15 protein-coding genes are annotated in these 16,981 nt (G+C 65.6%); 14 read left to right on the top strand and 1 reads right to left on the bottom strand.

Translation table 11 applies throughout. From position 1 onward, the window contains the following. Window positions 1-99 precede the first annotated feature (99 nt). The 14 genes from Spa11_RS02390 to Spa11_RS02325 all read left to right on the top strand — a co-directional run bounded on the left by Spa11_RS02390 (window position 100) and on the right by Spa11_RS02325 (window position 13,708). Window positions 100-1,131, top strand: a complete 1,032-nt coding sequence (locus Spa11_RS02390) for an aldo/keto reductase (protein WP_145106687.1) — start codon at window positions 100-102, stop codon at window positions 1,129-1,131. Window positions 1,132-1,204: 73 nt separating this feature from the next. Then, window positions 1,205-2,071: an RNA polymerase sigma factor SigJ gene (sigJ, locus tag Spa11_RS02385; protein ID WP_145106684.1), complete on the top strand. Its 867-nt coding sequence runs from the start codon at window positions 1,205-1,207 to the stop codon at window positions 2,069-2,071. A 216-nt stretch (window positions 2,072-2,287) separates the two neighbouring features. Next, a complete protein-coding gene (locus tag Spa11_RS02380) occupies window positions 2,288-2,752 on the top strand; it encodes a carboxymuconolactone decarboxylase family protein (RefSeq protein WP_145106681.1) in 465 nt (154 codons plus the stop codon). Between the two features lie 225 nt (window positions 2,753-2,977). Next, on the top strand, window positions 2,978-7,174 hold the full coding sequence (locus Spa11_RS02375) for a lamin tail domain-containing protein (RefSeq protein WP_145106678.1): 4,197 nt from the start codon (window positions 2,978-2,980) through the stop codon (window positions 7,172-7,174). 218 nt (window positions 7,175-7,392) lie between these two features. Next, on the top strand, window positions 7,393-8,655 hold the full coding sequence (locus Spa11_RS02370; RefSeq protein ID WP_145106674.1) for an RNA polymerase sigma factor: 1,263 nt from the start codon (window positions 7,393-7,395) through the stop codon (window positions 8,653-8,655). 248 nt (window positions 8,656-8,903) lie between these two features. Then, window positions 8,904-9,485 (top strand): DUF1579 domain-containing protein, encoded by a 582-nt coding sequence (locus Spa11_RS02365; RefSeq protein WP_197529680.1) that lies wholly within the window; start codon window positions 8,904-8,906, stop codon window positions 9,483-9,485. Between the two features lie 101 nt (window positions 9,486-9,586). Further along, a complete protein-coding gene (locus Spa11_RS02360; protein ID WP_145106665.1) occupies window positions 9,587-10,057 on the top strand; it encodes a VOC family protein in 471 nt (156 codons plus the stop codon). A 47-nt stretch (window positions 10,058-10,104) separates the two neighbouring features. Then, a complete protein-coding gene (locus Spa11_RS02355) occupies window positions 10,105-10,539 on the top strand; it encodes a YciI family protein (protein ID WP_145106661.1) in 435 nt (144 codons plus the stop codon). Next, the gene (locus Spa11_RS02350) at window positions 10,536-10,874 is read left to right on the top strand and encodes a YciI family protein (RefSeq protein WP_145106658.1); all 339 of its coding nucleotides are present in this window, start codon (window positions 10,536-10,538) and stop codon (window positions 10,872-10,874) included. The genes Spa11_RS02355 and Spa11_RS02350 overlap by 4 nt, the downstream gene beginning before the upstream one ends. Before the next feature lie 146 nt (window positions 10,875-11,020). Continuing rightward, window positions 11,021-11,449, top strand: a complete 429-nt coding sequence (locus Spa11_RS02345) for a YciI family protein (RefSeq protein WP_145106655.1) — start codon at window positions 11,021-11,023, stop codon at window positions 11,447-11,449. Between the two features lie 15 nt (window positions 11,450-11,464). After that, window positions 11,465-11,758, top strand: a complete 294-nt coding sequence (locus tag Spa11_RS02340) for a hypothetical protein (RefSeq protein WP_145106649.1) — start codon at window positions 11,465-11,467, stop codon at window positions 11,756-11,758. 4 nt (window positions 11,759-11,762) lie between these two features. After that, window positions 11,763-12,500 (top strand): DUF899 domain-containing protein, encoded by a 738-nt coding sequence (locus Spa11_RS02335; protein ID WP_145106646.1) that lies wholly within the window; start codon window positions 11,763-11,765, stop codon window positions 12,498-12,500. 168 nt (window positions 12,501-12,668) lie between these two features. Continuing rightward, the gene (locus Spa11_RS02330; RefSeq protein WP_145106642.1) at window positions 12,669-13,169 is read left to right on the top strand and encodes a VOC family protein; all 501 of its coding nucleotides are present in this window, start codon (window positions 12,669-12,671) and stop codon (window positions 13,167-13,169) included. A 179-nt stretch (window positions 13,170-13,348) separates the two neighbouring features. Continuing rightward, a complete protein-coding gene (locus Spa11_RS02325) occupies window positions 13,349-13,708 on the top strand; it encodes a YciI family protein (protein ID WP_145106640.1) in 360 nt (119 codons plus the stop codon). Window positions 13,709-13,918: 210 nt separating this feature from the next. Here Spa11_RS02325 and Spa11_RS02320 read toward each other — a convergent pair whose 3' ends face one another. Beyond that, window positions 13,919-16,957 carry a VWA domain-containing protein gene (locus Spa11_RS02320; RefSeq protein ID WP_145106629.1) on the bottom strand — a complete coding sequence of 1,013 codons (3,039 nt, stop codon included), beginning with the start codon at window positions 16,955-16,957 and terminating at the stop codon, window positions 13,919-13,921. Window positions 16,958-16,981 lie beyond the last annotated feature (24 nt).

The raw sequence follows: 16,981 nt of genomic DNA, 5'->3' as shown, positions 1-16,981 counted from the left end.
AGTGGCTGCTGCGCGTACGATCAGGCCGCTTGCCCGCCGGGCTGTCTCGGCGGCGGTCAGGCGTTTTGCTTCGCCCTACGTCTTCAATGGAGCCCCGCGATGCCCTCGCCATTTGATTCCGCTAGCGACCGCCGCGAGTTCTTGAAGCTGGGCGTTAAGACGAGCCTCGCCACCGGGGCGATCCTAGCGATGGCCGACGACGTCTTCGCCCAGCAGCGCGATACGGGCGCAGGCGTCCCGAAGCGGCCGCTTGGCAAGAGCGGCGCGGAAGTGTCGATCGTTTCGCTCGGCGGCCATCACATCGGGCAGGTCGGCAAGAAGGACGAAGACGACGCCATCCGTCTGATGCACCGCGCGATCGACGAAGGCGTCACCTTCCTCGACAACGCCTGGGACTACCACGAGGGCTACAGCGAAGAGCTGATGGGCAAGGGGATCGAGGACCGCCGCGATCGGGTGTTCCTCATGACCAAGGTCTGCGACCGCGATTATGAGGGCGCGAAAAAGCAACTCGACGAAAGCCTCAAGCGGCTGCGGACCGACCACATCGACCTGTGGCAGTTCCACGAGATGGTCTACGACAACGACCCCGACTGGGTCTTCGACAAGGGAGGCATCCGCGCCGCCCTCGAAGCCCAGCAGGCCGGCAAGGTGAAGCATATCGGCTTCACCGGCCACAAGGACCCCAGCATCCACCTCAAGATGCTGGGCAAGCCGCAGCAGTGGGCGTCCGCCCAGATGCCGATCAACGTCTGCGACTACCACTTCCGCAGCTTCCTGCACAAGGTTGCGACCGAGTGCAACAAAGTCGGCACGGGCGTCATCGGCATGAAGTGCATGGGGGGCGGCAACGGCAAGCTGCCCCGCTCGGGCGTCGTGACGGGCGAGGAGTGCCTCCACTTCGCGCTGTCGCAACCCGTCGCCTCGGTCGTGACCGGCATGCTCAACGACCGCGACCTCGATCAGGCACTCAAAGTGGCTCGCCACTTCAAGCCGCTGTCGGCCGACGAGCAATCGGCGATCCTGGCGAAGACCAAGGACGTCGCCGCCGACGGCCGTTACGAACTGTTCAAGACCTCCAAAGAGTTCGATGGGCCGTACCACCGCAAGCAGCACGGCTTCGCGGTCTAGATCGGTGGGAGGCGAGGCGGGTCGCTCGACGTCGCTAGGGACGGGTATAACGGGGCGTTAAATCCCTGCTCCGTTGGCTGGCACGCCCGCGATGTCCGACGCCCTGCAAGAACTCCGGCCCCGCCTGATGTCGGTGGCCTACCGGATGCTGGGGAGCGTCGTCGACGCCGAGGACGCCGTGCAAGACGCGTTCTTGCGCCTGCACAACACGGCGGAGGTCGCCTCACCGGAAGGGTTCCTCGTTAGAGCGACCACGCACCGGTGCATCGACCAGCTGCGCGCCGCCAAGCGTCGCCAGACTTACATCGGCCCGTGGGTACCCGAACCGATCGACACTTCGACGGGCGGTCGTAGCCAAGCGCTTGAAGAGTCGCTGAGCCTGGGCTTCCTGCTGATGCTCGAACGCTTGTCGCCGACCGAGCGGGCGGCGTTCGTTTTGCGGACGGTCTTCGACTACGAGTACGCCGAGATCGCCGACGTCCTCGGCAAGTCCGAAGCGAACGCTCGCCAGATCGTCAGCCGCGCGAAGACGCGGCTCGGCGACGCGGCGCCGCGGTTCCGTCCCGATCCGAAGGAGGCCGAGGGGCTCACCGAGCGATTTATGGCGGCGTGCCGATCGGGCGACGTGAAGCTCGTGGAACAACTGCTGGCGCCCGACGTCGAGATCCACTCCGACGGTGGCGGCAAGGTGACGGCTGCGCGGGTCGTGATCCAGGGCGCCGAGCGGGCCGCCAAATTCTTGGCCGGCGTCTTCCACAAGAAGCAGCCAAACCTCGAGATGCGATCGACGATGGTCAACGGCGAGCCGGGCGTCGTTTTCTTACAGGAGGGCGCCGTCGCGATCGTGCTCTCGCTCCGCATCGAACAGTGCGTGAAAGCCATCTACATCACCGTCAACCCGGACAAGTTGACGCGTTGGTCGCTGGTGCAGATCGATTGATCCCGCGCGCAATCTGTAGGAGGCGTCTCCGACGCCGATTACGGTATCCATTCCGCAATGGCATGGTGCGCGAAATCGGCGTCTGGAGACGCCTCCTACAATCCGATGGATTTTTCTCCCGCCTGTCACAGGCCGGGCCGCTCGATCGTCCTTGTTGTTGAAATGCGGGACTTTTCCCGTGAGAGGACATCAACCGATGGAACAAGGAGAAGAGAGATGAGCGCCACCACCACAACCGCCCCGGCGCCCAGCGACGCCTACCGCGGCATGCTCAGCCTCGAGCGCGCGATCGGCAAGGGCCGCATCGAGCTCTCGCTGCGTGAGCTGATCAAACAACGTGTCTCGCAGATCAACGGCTGCGCGTTCTGCATCGACATGCACTGGAAGGACGCCCGCGCGGCAGGCGAGACCGAGCAGCGGCTCTACAGCCTGCCGGCCTGGCGTGAGTGCCCGTACTACAGCGAGCGCGAACGGGCGGGACTTCTACTCGCCGAAGAGCTGACGCGTCTCGCCGACAAGCCGGCGCCCGAAGCGGCAATCGAGCGCGCCCACGAACATTTCGACGCTCAAGAACTCGAGGACCTTCTGTGGGTAATCGCGGCAATCAACACCTGGAACCGCATCAGCATCGGCTCGCGGAAGACGCCGGGGGATTACCAACCGGAGGGCGCGACGCATTGAACGAATGGGAAAAGTCTATTTAGCCCCCGGTCATTGACCGGGGGCTAAATAGATAGGGACTGAGGGCTAAATGGATAGAGCGACTCAAAACGGGGCGGCGGGGGGCGGGTCACGGCCGGAGCGGGCGATTAGATTGGAATCGGAGCCTTGTTCTCCAAGGCTACCTGGCGCGCCGGGGCCGTCTGCCCCGAGTCCTCTTCCGCACCCACCGACGCTCTTCTCGCAATGCGACTGCCTTGCTCCCCGCGGCTCATCAAGGCGCCGCGACGATCCGCTCTCCGCAGCTTTCAGCCGCGAGTCGAGACGCTCGAACCCCGTCACCTGATGGCGGTGGTGCTATCGGAGTTCGTCGCCGACAACGAAAGCGGCATCCGCGACCTCGACGGCCAGCGGCAGGACTGGATCGAGATCGCTAACACCGGCGCCAGCGTCGTCGACCTCGGCGGCTACTACCTGTCCGACGACGCGGTAACGCCCGCCAAGTGGCAGATCCCCGCCGGCGTCACACTGGCGGCCGGTGAGCGGCTGGTGGTGTTCGCCTCGGGTAAGGACCTAGCGAGCGGCGAACTGCACACCAACTTCTCGCTCAATAACGCCGGCGAGGACGTGCTGCTCGTGGCGCCCAACGGCGTGACGGTCGTGGACGCCTATCTCGATTACCCGGCCCAAGAACCCGACGCCGCCTATGGCGTCGGCGTGCTCCCGACCACGCAGCCGCAAGAGACGCTCATCGGCGTCGGCACGCCGCTGCGCGCGCACGTGCCGACGGGCGAGAACGCCGCGATCGACGACCACTGGCGAGAACCTGGCTTCAACGATGCCGCGTGGCTCTCGGGGACGCGCTCGGTCGGCTTCGACCGCAACTCGGACGGCGTCAATCTGGCGCCGTTCATCGGTCGGACGCTTACCGCCGGCGAAATGTCCACTACGCAGACGACGGCTTACGTACGGTTCAATTTCGATGTCGAAGGCGCCGCGCAGCTCACGTCGCTGGAGCTCGACCTGCGCTTCGACGACGGTTTCATTGCCTACCTCAACGGCCGGGAGATCGCCCGAGCGAACTTCGCCGAAGACTTCATCCGGCCGCAGCCGCAGTGGGACTCTTCCGCCGGCAACCAGATGGGGTCGAGCTCTTCGTCAGGCGCCGCGAATCGCCTCGGTGAGACGCTCGATATCGCTTCGTTCGACCTGTCGGCTTACCTGCCGTCGCTGATCGAAGGGACGAACGTGTTGGCGTTCCACGTGGTGAACAGCACGAGTTCTTCGTCGAACAACGCCAACCGCCAAGACCTGCTAGTCGAGCCGGTGCTGAAGACGACCCGCGCGACGGGCGCCACGGCCATCGGCTACCTGCCAACCCCCAGCCCCGGAGCGGTGAACGGCGTCGTCGCGGAAGGCTTCGTCGCCGACACCAAGTTCTCGGTCGATCGCGGCTTCTTCGACGCGGCGTTCCCGGTCGAGATCACCACCGCTACGGCCAGCGCGTCGATCCGCTACACGACCGACGGGAGTATGCCGACGCCCAACAATGGCGTGCTCTACACCGGGCCGATCAACATCGCTTCCACGACCACGCTACGCGCCATCGCTTACAAGGGGGGATGGGTCTCAACGAACGTCGATACGCAGACCTACCTCTTCCTCGACGACGTCCTCCAGCAGAGCGCGGCGGATGTCACTCAGCCCTACGCGACGTGGGGGCACGACAAGGGGGACGCCGACAACGCGTCGGGCTACAACCTCGATGACGAGTCCGACTGGGAGATGGACCCCGATGTCGTCAACGGCAACCAGGCGGCACTGAAGGATGCCCTGAAGTCGATCCCCACCGTTTCGCTGGTGATGAACTGGGACGACCTCTTCGGCGGGACGCCCCAGCCCGGCACGTTCCCCGCCGGTTCCAACGTCGCTCCGCAGCCGCAGGGGATTTACATCCACGGATCGTCGAACGAACGCGGCGCGTCGTTCGAGTACTTCGATCCCAACTCCGCCGGCGACCAGTTCCAGACCGACGTGGGCGTCGAGACTCAGGGCCATTCCAGCACGCTGCGTTGGAACTCGGACAAGTTGTCGATGCAGGTGAAGTTCAAATTTCCCTACGGGCCAACAGAGTTGAACTACCCAGTCTTCGCCGACGCGGTCTTCGGCGAGGGAGCGACCACCGAGTTCGACACGCTGATCCTCGACGCGATGTTCAACTACGCGTGGCACCACGCCAACCCGATCCAGCGCGACTACGCTCGATTCGTCACCGACCAAGCGATCTCCGACCTCCAGAACCTAGCGTCGGGTCAAGGCGCGCCGCATGGCGAGTACGTCCATCTCTACCTCAACGGCATGTACTGGGGCCTCTACAATCTCCACGAACGACCCGACGACTCGTTTGCGGCCGCGTACTACGGCGGCGACAAGGACGACTACGACGTCGTCAAGCACGCCAACCAAGACGTGAACCACGAGTTCACGTGGGTCTCGGGCGGCGTCGCCGCGGAAGACCGGTTCTCGGCGCTTCTCGACGCGACTCAAGCGGTGCAGAACAACCCGGCGAGTAGCACGGCCTACAACGCCGTCACGCAGCAACTCGATGTCGATCAGTACATCGACTACATGATCGTGCACTATTACGGCGGTAACGCCGCGGACTGGTCGCACAACAACTGGTACGCCACGCGCGATCGCAACGGCGGCCTTTGGCGCTTCCACGCCTGGGACCAGGAGCACGCCTTCCCGACGACCGACAACGGAGACGCGTTCACCCAGTTTGTCGATCTCACCACGAAGGACGACTTCGAGGCGCCCACGTCGATCCACAAGAACCTCATCGGCAACACCGAATACCGCCTTCGGTTCGCCGACCGCGTGCAGGCGCTGATGCAGAACGGCGGCGTGCTGACGAACACGGCGGCGCAGTCGGTCTATCAGGCACGCATCGATGAGATCACCGAGGCGATCCTCGGCGAGTCCGCGCGGTGGGGCGACAACCGCAATGAGAATGACCCGTACACGCAGGCCGACTTCTTGGCGGTGAACAACGCCGTCATCGCCGACTTCTTCGTTAACCGCACCGAGACGGTGTTGACGCAGTTTGCGAATGCCGGCTGGCTCGTGCCGCTCGCGGCTCCGATGCTGAGCCAGTACGGCGGCGCCGTGACGGGGGGCTACGACCTCACGCTTTCGCTCCCCTCGGGCTCGCCGGGGGGGTCGCAGATTTACTACACCCTCGACGGCAGTGACCCAAGGCTCGCCGGCGGCGCGACGAACCCTTCGGCTCTGAGTGGCGCTGGCCCGATCGTTGTCGATGTCACGACGCCACTGCGAGTGCTCGCGCGCGTAAAGAACGGCGCCGATTGGAGCCCGTTGATTGACGCGACGTTCACGCTCACCGATCCGCCGGCGTTGCGTGTTGTCGAGGTGATGTACAACCCGCCCGGTTCGGGTGATCCGACCGAGTTCATCGAGCTGCTGAACTTCGGCGCCGAGACGATCGACCTCACCGGCTTCCGGCTGGAAGGCTTTTCAGCAGGGGGCTACGACTTCACCGGCGGTTCGCTTGCGCCGGGCGCGCGGGTCGTCGTCGTTGCAGATCAATCCGCGTTTGCTGCTGCTTACCCTGGCGTGACGAACGTGGCGCTGGGCGTGTTCTCGGGAAGCCTCGCAAACGAGGGCGAGACCATCTCGCTGCGGGGCCCGGTTGGTGAGTTGATCCAGTCGTTCGTCTACGGCGATAGCAACCTCCCAGGCTGGCCCGCGGCGCCGGACGGTGACGGGCCTTCGCTGGAATACATTGGGCCTTTCGACATGGACGCCGCCGACCCGGCGCTGGTCGCGGACGATCCGTACGACGACCCCGCCAACTGGCGTGCGAGCTTTGCGATCGGCGGCAGCCCCGGAGCGAGCGGCGACCTGCCGGGCGATTACGACCGCAACGGCGTCGTCGAACAGGCCGACCACCTCGTGTGGCGCACCAGCTACGGCGCGACCGTGACGCCCTTCATGGGCGCCGACGGCAACGGCGACGGCCGCATCGACGCCGCCGACTACACCGTCTGGCGCGACAACCTGACGCCGCCGACCGTCGCGCTCGTCAAGCAAGCCGCAGTCGCGACCGGCGAACCTGTGACGCCAGCGACGGACGAAGCGTTCGCAGTCGAAGCAGGGCCGGATACTTTTGACGATGTCACGCCGCTAATAAACATTACTGCGACGCCGATTCGCAGTCGCTTCGCGCCCGTCACGCGTCAAGCGTTTGCAATCAGTGAATCGGCGAGCGATCAAGCACTGCTACTACTCAGCGCGATGACTGCACGAGACGCCGAACGCTCCGACATTACGCCGTTGAAGAGTGAGGAAGCCACAACGGCTGAACGCCCTGAATCGATGGCTGGCGTTAGAGCCGCGTGGCGAAAGACGGTGGCTGGTTAGCAGTTTCATTGCAGGAGGCGTCTCCGACGCCGATTACGGTCTCCTGGCCGAACACGGTGTGGTGCGCGTAATCGGCGTCAGAGACGCCTCCTATAGAGGTGACCGCTGACCACAGAGTGACAGACTGCTGGCATCGATCTAGCCTCTCGCCCTCGTGGCGACGCGGCTGCCGGGGGCTTAAACTCGGGGCAATCCAAACCGCCCCGCGTCTGGCCGCCATGTCCCTCCCCCCCAGCGCCGCCCTCGAAGCCGCGGTCGCCGATGTCTATCGGCGTGAGTCGCGGCGGGTCTTCGCGACGCTGATCCGCTTGCTCGGCGACTTCGACCTCGCCGAGGACGCGATGCACGAGGCGTTCGCGTCGGCCATGACGCAGTGGGCCGCCGAGGGCGTGCCGAAGAACCCCCGGGCGTGGCTCGTCTCGACGGGGCGGTTCAAAGCGATCGACACGATCCGCCGCCGCACACGCTTCGACGCGGCCGCCGGGGAGATCGCGCAGCAGCTCGAGCAATTGAGCTTCAACCCCGAAGAACTCGACGAGGCCCGCTTCAACGACGACCAGTTGCGGCTGGTTTTCACTTGCTGCCACCCGGCGTTGACGCCCGAGACGCGCGTCGCGCTGACGCTCCGAGAAGTGTGCGGGCTGCGCACCGAGGAAGTCGCCAGCGCGTTCCTCACCACCACGCCGACGATCGCGCAGCGGATCGTCCGTGGCAAGGCGAAGATCCGCGACGAGAAGATTCCCTACGAGGCGCCAACGCTCGCCGAGCTCCCCGCCCGGATCGACTCGGTGCTGAGCGTGATCTACCTCGTGTTCAATGAGGGTTATTCGGCGTCGCACGGCGACTCGGCGGTCCGCCAGGAGCTGTCGCACGAAGCCATCCGTCTCGGCCGACTGCTGCTGGAGTTGCTGCCCGATCCCGAAGTGATCGGCCTCGTGGCGTTGATGCTGCTGCACGAGTCGCGGCACGCGGCGCGGACGGACGACAACGGCGACCTCGTGCTGCTCGAAGACCAAGACCGCTCGCAATGGGACGCCGCCCTTATCGAAGAGGGAAACCAACTCGTCGAACGCGCGTTGGCGACACGGCGCTTCGGCGCGTACACGATACAGGCGGCGATCTCCGCAGTGCACGCCGCGGCGCCGAGCGCTGCCGCGACCGACTGGTCGCAGATCGTCGCCCTGTACGACGTGCTGCTGCGTGGCGAGCCGCTGCCGATCGTTGAGCTGAACCGCGCCGTCGCCGTCGCGATGCGTGACGGCGCCGAGCAGGGCCTGGCGATCATCGATTCCCTGGTCGAGCGCGGCGACTTGGTGGACTACCACCTGACGCACGCCGCACGGGCGGACTTGCTGCGTCGATTAGGTCGCCATGGCGAAGCCGCGGCCGCGTACCGCCAAGCGCTCGCGTTGGCGAAGCAGGCGCCGGAGCGGCGGTTCTTGCAACGGCGGATCGACGAGTTGGCAGAAGCTTCAAAGTGACTGGCGAGCCCACGATGTTAATCGTGGGTGGAACCCGGGTACTTGCTTCCCACCCCCGATTGACATCGGGGGCTCGCCTTTTCTTTCAAGAGAGGCTGGGGTTCCGCAGGCTTTTTCGACGCTTTGGACTTTTCTCGAAAAACTTATCCGGGCCCTGTCGATTTGCATGGGACCCATTCGACAACTGGGTGTTCGACGCAAATTTGTCGCCCGTAATCTGCACTTTTCCTCACTATTGGAGAGAAATCATGAGACGTTTCACGACTGCTTTCGGCCTCCTCACCGTGTTCGCCCTCACGGCGTTCGCCCTCACGGCGTTCGCCCTCACGGCGCCCGCGATGGCTCAACAAGAAGAAATGGCGATGCCCGAGCCTCAGGCCGAGCACCGTTGGCTCGAGCAGCTCGTCGGCGACTGGTCGAGCGAGGTCCATGTCTACATGGAAGGCCAGGAGACGACCTCCCAGGGGTCCGAGCACGTCCGCCAGATCGGCGAGTTCTGGACCGTCGCCGAGAACCAGGGCGAGTTCGCGGGGCAGCCGTTCACCGGCGTTCAGACCCTCGGCTACGACCCCGAGAAGGGCAAGTACGTCGGCACGTGGGTCGATTCCGTTTCGGGCTACCTATGGGTCTACGAGGGCGAACTCGACGCGTCGAAGAAGAAGCTGACGCTCCGCACCAAGGGCCACTGCCCAATGAACCCCGGCGAGCTGAGCAATTTCGAAGAAGTGCTTGAGCTGAAAGGCCCCGACCACAAGGTGTTCACGTCGTCCGTGCAGGGCAAAGACGGCAAGTGGACCAAAGGGATGATGATCGAGTACCGCCGCAAGTGAGACCATGGATCGATTCGATCACTACCCACTTCCTCACCGATCGATTGGCGCGGTGGGTCACGACCCACCCTACAACTTCCAACCTCCAACTTCCAAATACCATGACTCAACCCATCCCTCTGGGCCGCTCGGGCATCACTCCGCACCTTGTTCTCAACCACGCCAGCGCGGCGATCGACTTTTACAAGGCGGCCTTCGGCGCCGTTGAGCACTGCCGGATGCCGGGGCCCGACGGGCGGCTGATGCACGCCGAAATGACGATCGGCGATTCGCTCTTCATGCTCGCCGACGACTTCCCCGAGTACTGCGAAGGGGCGTCACGATCGGCCAAGACGCTCGGCGGCACGCCGGTGGGCCTGCACCGTTACGTCGCCGACTGCGACGCCGCCGTGAAGCAGGCGACCGACGCCGGCGCCACGGTGCTCGTGCCGCCGCAGGACATGTTCTGGGGCGATCGGTATGCGGTTGTCGTCGATCCGTTCGGCCATCAATGGGCGCTCGCGACGCACATAAAGGACCTGACGCCGGAAGAGATGATGGCGGGCATGAACTCTGCTTTCCAACAGAGCTGAGCAAGCCGCCTCGTTCTCTCATCACTCACCCACAAGGAGTGTTCCCGATGAAGTTCGTCTGTATGGGGTATCTCGACGAGGCGACCTTCGCCGCGATCCCCGAGTCCCAGCAGCTGGCGATGATGGAGGAGTGCTTCGCCTACGACGACGAGCTGCGTCGCGGCGGGCACTTCCTCGGCGGCGAGGCGCTCGAGGGCGCCACGAGCGCCGTCACCCTCCGCCCCGAAGCGGGCAAGGTGACGGTCTGCGACGGGCCCTACGCCGAGACCAAGGAGCACCTCGGCGGCATCCTGCTTCTCGAAGCCCGCGACATGAACCACGCGATCTCGCTGATGTCGAATCACCCCGGCGCACGGATGGGGCCCTTCGAGATCCGGCCCGCCGATGAGTCGATCAACGCTCTGGTTGCCGAACGCAATAAAACGTTTGCTACGCAGGCTAAGCCGCAAGCGGCGCCACAAGCGGCGGAGGTGGAGCGATGAAGTTCTTGCTTCTCATGTACAACGCCGAAGACGCGTTCAGCGACGACGATCTGAAAGTCGAACAACGCAACGCGGTGGCGCTGTGTAACGAGATCCATGCGAAGGGGCAGTTCGTCAGTGGCACGCCGCTCTACCCCGTCGAGACGGCCAAGAGCCTGCGCGTCCGCGATGGCCTGCGGGTCGTGAGCGACGGGCCATTCGCTGAAACAAAAGAACAACTCGGCGGCTACGTGCTGGTCGATGTGGACACGATCGAAGAAGCGATCGACATCGCCAGCCGCTTCCCGTCGGCAAAGGTCGGGACCGTCGAGGTCCGGGCGATCGAAGAGATCTAAGCCGGCTCGCGTTCAAACGGTTTGTGGGAGGCGTCTCCAGACGCCGATTACGCGCACCACGCCGATACGGCCAAGAGACCGTAATCGGCGTCTGGAGACGCCTCCCACATTTTCACCTTCTATCCCTGTAACCAGGAGTCCACACCATGCGGGTCATGGTCTTGGTCAAAGCCTCCAAATCATCCGAAGCGGGCGAGATGCCGAGCACGGAGTTGCTCACCGCAATGGGCGCGTTCAACGAGCGGCTCGTCGAGGCGGGCGTGATGCTCGCCGGCGAGGGGCTCAAGCCCAGCTCCGAAGGGGCGCGGGTGCTGTTCAGCGGCAAGGACCGCGTCGTCACGGACGGTCCGTTCGCCGAGACGAAGGAGCTCGTCGCCGGGTTCTGGATGTGGAAGGTCGCGTCGATGGAAGAGGCGATCGACTGGGTTAAGCAGTGCCCCAACCCGATGATCGAAGACTCGGAGATCGAGGTCCGACCCGTCTTCGAGATGGACGACTTCGGCGACGCGATGACCGAAGAACTGCGCGAACAAGAAGACGTGATCCGCGCGAAGACCGACGCGATGGGCGCCTAATCACCGGAGCCGACGATGCGTGCTTGCCCGTGCCAATGCCGGAAGAACTCGACGCGCCGTCGCTGGGTCAGCGGCGTCGCGTGGTTGGCACCGACGGTGGCGCTGGCCGTCATGCCGAAGTGCCCCGCGTGCGTTGTGGCCTACGTCGCCGTGCTGACAGGGCTGGGCATGTCGCTCACGGCGGCGGCGTACCTGAGGACCGGCGCCATTGGCGTGTGCCTCCTCGCTCTAACGTGGCTTGTCGTTGCCGCAATTCGGCGACGCCTACGCCGCACCGCTTCCCCTGCCAAACATTCCACCTCAACGTAAGAACATGAGCACGACAGCCACCATCCCGCATCCGCCCATCGCCACGCGCGCCGAGTGGCTGGCAAGCCGCCGCGAGTTACTCGAGGCCGAGAAGGCGCTCACCGCGCAGTACGACCGTGTCAACGCCCAGCGTCGCCGGCTGCCGATGGTGAAGATCGAGAAGGACTATCGATTCGACGGGCCCGAGGGCGAGGCGACGCTGCTCGACCTGTTGGCGGGGCGGCGGCAGCTGATTATCTATCACTTCATGTTCGATCCCGAGTGGGAGAAGGGCTGCCCCGGCTGCACGGGCTTCGTCAACGGGCTCGGCGACTTGTCGATGCTCGCTAAGCGTGACACGACGATGGCCCTCGTCTCGCGGGCGCCGCTGGCGAAGCTCGAGGCCTACCGCGATCTGAATGGTTGGACGCTGCCGTGGTACTCGTCGTTCGGCAGTCCCTTCAACTACGAATTCCACGTGTCGCTCGATCGGACCGTCGTGCCGCTGGAATACAACTACCGCAGCGAGAAGGAACTCGACTCACGTAAAGGCGAAGAGCCCTGGTTCATGCAGGGTGAGTCGCACGGTCTGAGCGTCTTCTTCGATCTCGACGGCGAGGTCTACCACACCAACTCGACCTACGCCCGCGGCGTAGAAGGCCTCACCGACTCGTACCGCTTGCTCGACCAAACCCCCTACGGCCGGCAAGAAGACTTCGAGGACTCGCCTGCAGGCTGGCCGCAAAAGCCAACCTACGGATGAGCCTTGGTTCTCAACTGTGGGATCAACTGTGGGAGGGGTCTCCCGACCCCGACTACGGTGTCCATGCCGTTCGACAATGGGGCGCGTCATCGGCGTCTGGAGACGCCTCCCACCTAGAGGACGCCGCGGGTAGCCCCTGAACCGATTCTCAACCACGTACCGACGACCATGCCGATCACCAAAACCCCGATCGTCCCCTGCCTGTGGTTCGACAACCAAGCCGAAGAGGCGGCGGCGTTCTACACGCAGGTCTTCCCCAACAGCGAGATCACCGCCGTCTCACGTTACAGCGAGGTCGGCCGCGAGTTCCACGGCAAAGAGCCCGGCACGGTGCTGACGGTCGAGTTCGCGCTCGACGGCCAGAAGATGACGGCGCTCAACGGCGGGCCGATCTTCAAGTTCAACGAGGCGGTCTCGCTACAGATCATGTGCGACACGCAGGAAGAAATCGATCACTTCTGGGACAGGCTCTCCGCCGGAGGCGATCCGGCCGCCCAGCAATGCGGTTGGCTCAAGGACAAGTACGGCCTGTCGTGGCAGGTGGCGCCCAAGTGCATCGCCGAGATGATGACCAGCCCCGACGCCGACAAGACCGCGCGGATGATGGCGGCGCTATTCGGGATGAAGAAACTCGACAAGGCGGCGCTCGAAGCGGCGTTCGCCGGGTGAGCAAACGGGTTTGATAAACGGCGAGAGGGGTCTCCTTTGATAAACTGTGGGAGGGGCGCCTCCAGACCCCGATGACGCGCACCACGCTCTACCGGCATGGACACCGTAATCGGCGTCTGGAGACGCCTCCCACAGAAGAGTCACGTTCTTTCTAACGCGTCCTAGCAATCGATCTTCCCATGAAATTCATGCTGCTGGTTTACGGTACCGAATCGACTTGGACCGAAGAAGAACGCGACGCCTGCATGGCCGAGTCGCAGGCGATGTGCCATGAGCTTGCCGAGCAGGGCAAGTTCCTGGCGGCGTCGCCGCTGCACCCCGTGGCGACGGCGCGCAGCGTCCGAGTGCGTGGTGGCGAGCGCCTCGTCACCACCGGCCCGTTCGCTGAGACGACCGAACAACTCGGCGGCTACTACGTCATCGATGTCGAGAGCATGGAAGAAGCGCTCGACTTTGCCAGCAAGATCCCGCCCGCAAAGAAGGGGACAATCGAGGTGCGGCCCGTGTTTGAGTTAGAAGGCTTGCCGCCACTAAAATGAGCCGCCGGCGCTAGCCACGGGTGACCCCCGCACGGGGGGGCCTGATCAATGGCTTGCATTTCTCGCCAACCCCGCGGTCGATACATTTGTCCACCCGACGCGTAATCGCTCGTTAGAACGCATCCTGGGCGATCTGGCGCGGGTCTGAGGCCACTTAGCCCCCGGTCAATGACCGGGGGCTAAGTCCGCGTTCACGATTCGTCGATTAGGCTACGAACGGTTCTTCTTGTCGTCGTCGTTCGACTGCTTCGTCGCGGCGCGCTTGGCGGCGAGCAGTCGCGACGTGTAGCCCGCCTCTTCGTCGGGCGCCTTATCGCGGGCGATCGAGGGGCTGGGCTGGGCGGGCGGCCTGGGCTTCGACGCGCCGCTCGGCTGTTTGAGTTCGGCGACGGGACTCGCGCCCGTGGGCGCCTCTCCGTCGGACGCCCGCTGGGCGGCGTAGCCCTCGCGCACCGCTTGCTTGCGGCTGTGCAGGCGCTCGAGTGTCGGCGCCGTCGCTTCGACTTGCGTGCGTCGCAGGCGGCTCCGCAACGCGCCGAGAAAACCAAACGGGTTGATCCGTAGCCGCCGCCACGCGACGTCGCCGACGAACAGCACGCTCGCCAGCAGCACCATCAGCGGCCACGCCTCTTGCGAGTGGACGACCGGCGGCATGTCGCGGCGGAAGGGATCGAGCTCGCGCGCCGCTTCGTCGCCCGCGGCGGTGACGAACGGCAGCGGCGCCTCGCCGCCCACGAGCCGGCCCGCGTCGCCCCGCGGCGGGGCGTACTCGGCGAGCCGGGTCAGCAGCGGGACGTTGACTTCTTTGTCCTCATACTCCGCCGACCGGCTGACCGCGACGCCCGCGCGGAGCGTCGGCCCGCCGACACGCGGCGTCACCGTCAGGAAGTAGACGCCCGGCGCGCCGGTGGCGAACTCGCCGACCACCCGCCCGGGCGCCGTCTGCCGCAACGTGAACGGGACCGACTCGCCGCCGGGGCCCGACGCGTACCCCGTCGCCAGGTCGAGCTCCGCTTCGCGCGAATCGTCGCCGATGGCGTCCACGATGACGCGCGTCACGTCACCCGACTCTTCGGTCGTCAGCAGGTAGTCGTCCTCGCCGCCGGTGGGCCGCATCGACCAGCGCACCAGCTGCGCGAAGAACCGGTCGTAGTGCTCCCAGCCCGTCCACGAGTTGGCCCAGTCGTGGCCGGCGTCGGTTGCGAAGACCGCCGTCTTGCCGAGGCCGTAGTTCCACGTCGCCAGCACCGTCGCGTTGGCGGCGAGCTTCGGCTCGGGCGAACGCAGCAGCACATCGACCAGCGAGCTCTCCTTGACGGTTGTCTGCACAAAGCCGCTGATCGCGGGGAAGCCGCCGCTGACGCCCGAGAGGATCTCGTGTTCGAACACGCGCTGTGGCGACCGCGGCGGGCTGAGCGGCTTCACCACCGGCATCGCGACGCGCATCGCCTCGCGCATGAAGATCCGTGGCACGGCGCGCGGGTTCCGCACCGAGTAGAACTTGCCGCCGCCGCGTTTGGCGATCGCGTCGAGGAGCCTGCCGTCGGCGTCGGGACCGACCGCGACGGCCGTGACGGTCGTCTTGTCGTCGCGCTTGAGCCGGGCGGCGAGCTGCTCGATCCCCTCGGGAGGCGTTTGGCCGTCGGTGAGAACGATCATGTGCCGGGCGCTGGCGTCGGTCGCTTTGCGCAGCTCGCGCCGCGCCGCCTCCATGCCGGGCAGCAGGTTGGTGCCGCCGCTGGCGGCGAGCTGCTGGACGCGTCGCCGCGCTTGCTGGCCGTCGCCGACGCGGGCGATCGGCACGACGCTGCTGACGCCGTCATCGAACGCCACGATCGAAACGTAGTCGCGCGGCCCGAGGACGCGGATCGCCTCGTGCGCGGCCGCGCGGGCGAGCACCATCTTCTCGCCGTCCATCGAGCCCGACTTGTCGATCACCAGCGCCAGCGCTCCGGTCGGCATCACCTTGAGGTTCTTGATCCGGAAGTCGACCGGCATCGCCTTCTCGAGCGCCGTGTCGGCCCAGCCGCCGGCGCCCAGCGCGCGGCCGCCGCCGATCATCACCAGGCCGCAGCCCATCTGCTCGGTGTTGCGGACCAGCATCTCGACCTGCGGGTCGGTGAGCGTTGCAAACAGCGAGCCGGCGTCGTCGCTGGTGCGCGGCAGGTTCGCCAACAGCACCGTATCGAAGCGCTGTAACTCGGCTAGCGAGGCGAACGTCGCGTTCGACGGTTCGACGATGACCTCGAGCCCTTCTCGGCGGAGCCCTTCGACGAGCCGATCGAACTCGCCTTGGTGGCTGTGGTCTTCAATCAACAGCACACGCCCCGGGCCGCGGACATCGACGAAGCCCGCCGCCACGTTGTTGCGGGCGTGGGCGTCGGCGCGCGGGTTGTTCGGGACGAACCGCGCCTCATACGTGTAGAAGTCGGCCGAATCGGGCTCTTGGCGGATCGTGAAGACGCGCTTGCCCGGCGGCAAGGTTACTGGTGACTCGGAGATCACCTCTTCGGTAGCGCCGGCGCGACGCACCACCCGCAACTTCCCGGCGGCCTGCGACGACGGCGAGCGGTTGGCGAGGACCACCCGCACGTCGAACGGCTGGTCGCGGCTGGCGACGGTCGGGGCGTAGACGCTTTCGACGGCGATGTCGGCCGAGCTATCGACCGGCGCCGCGATCACGTCGATGCTGAGTCCGCCCTCGGCGGCCGCGGCCGCTTCGCGCGCGGCGGCGCCGAGGTTCTCGTTGCCGTCCGACACGAGGACCACCCGCCGCGCCGCGTCGCGCGGCAAGATGCGGTCGGCGACACGTACGGCGTCGGCGACGTCGGTCGCGGTCGCATCAACGGAGCTCTCGATCCGCGCAAGCGCCGGCGTGTAATCGACCGGCGGGTACTCGACGACCGCCTTGCGGCCGAAGACGACGACCGCGGCCCGGTCGCCCGTGTCGGCGTGGCGGCGCTGGTCGATGTTGTCGATCACCAGCCGCCGCATCCGCTCGCGCGTCTCGGCGGGGATGCTCTCCGACTGGTCGAGCAGATAGGCGACGTTGACCGCCTTGCTCTCCCGATCGAACCGGGCGCCCGCGAGTGCGAGCACCACCGCCGTGAGGACCAGCAGCCGCAACAAGAGCGCGACGCGCGAACGCCAGCGGTCGAGGCCCGACAGCGAACGCCGCGCCGCTAAGACCAACAGCGGCGCCAAACCGAGCGCTAGCAGCCAGTAAGGGTAATCGACTGCTAGCCGCATCACATTCCTCGGGACGGACGGGCC

Origin of the sequence: Botrimarina mediterranea (assembly GCF_007753265.1) — a bacterium.
GTDB classification, from domain to species: domain Bacteria; phylum Planctomycetota; class Planctomycetia; order Pirellulales; family Lacipirellulaceae; genus Botrimarina; species Botrimarina mediterranea.
This window is presented reverse-complemented; position numbering and strand designations above follow the sequence as displayed.

Coding starts and splice junctions, on each gene's coding strand:
- Spa11_RS02330 (WP_145106642.1), top strand. CDS start 12,669: ATGCCGATCACCAAAACCCCGATCGTCCCCTGCCTGTGGTTCGACAAC.
- Spa11_RS02345 (WP_145106655.1), top strand. CDS start 11,021: ATGCGGGTCATGGTCTTGGTCAAAGCCTCCAAATCATCCGAAGCGGGC.
- Spa11_RS02340 (WP_145106649.1), top strand. CDS start 11,465: ATGCGTGCTTGCCCGTGCCAATGCCGGAAGAACTCGACGCGCCGTCGC.
- Spa11_RS02325 (WP_145106640.1), top strand. CDS start 13,349: ATGAAATTCATGCTGCTGGTTTACGGTACCGAATCGACTTGGACCGAA.
- Spa11_RS02350 (WP_145106658.1), top strand. CDS start 10,536: ATGAAGTTCTTGCTTCTCATGTACAACGCCGAAGACGCGTTCAGCGAC.
- Spa11_RS02320 (WP_145106629.1), bottom strand. CDS start 16,957: ATGCGGCTAGCAGTCGATTACCCTTACTGGCTGCTAGCGCTCGGTTTG.
- Spa11_RS02370 (WP_145106674.1), top strand. CDS start 7,393: ATGTCCCTCCCCCCCAGCGCCGCCCTCGAAGCCGCGGTCGCCGATGTC.
- Spa11_RS02355 (WP_145106661.1), top strand. CDS start 10,105: ATGAAGTTCGTCTGTATGGGGTATCTCGACGAGGCGACCTTCGCCGCG.
- Spa11_RS02360 (WP_145106665.1), top strand. CDS start 9,587: ATGACTCAACCCATCCCTCTGGGCCGCTCGGGCATCACTCCGCACCTT.
- Spa11_RS02390 (WP_145106687.1), top strand. CDS start 100: ATGCCCTCGCCATTTGATTCCGCTAGCGACCGCCGCGAGTTCTTGAAG.
- Spa11_RS02375 (WP_145106678.1), top strand. CDS start 2,978: ATGCGACTGCCTTGCTCCCCGCGGCTCATCAAGGCGCCGCGACGATCC.
- Spa11_RS02365 (WP_197529680.1), top strand. CDS start 8,904: ATGAGACGTTTCACGACTGCTTTCGGCCTCCTCACCGTGTTCGCCCTC.
- Spa11_RS02380 (WP_145106681.1), top strand. CDS start 2,288: ATGAGCGCCACCACCACAACCGCCCCGGCGCCCAGCGACGCCTACCGC.
- Spa11_RS02335 (WP_145106646.1), top strand. CDS start 11,763: ATGAGCACGACAGCCACCATCCCGCATCCGCCCATCGCCACGCGCGCC.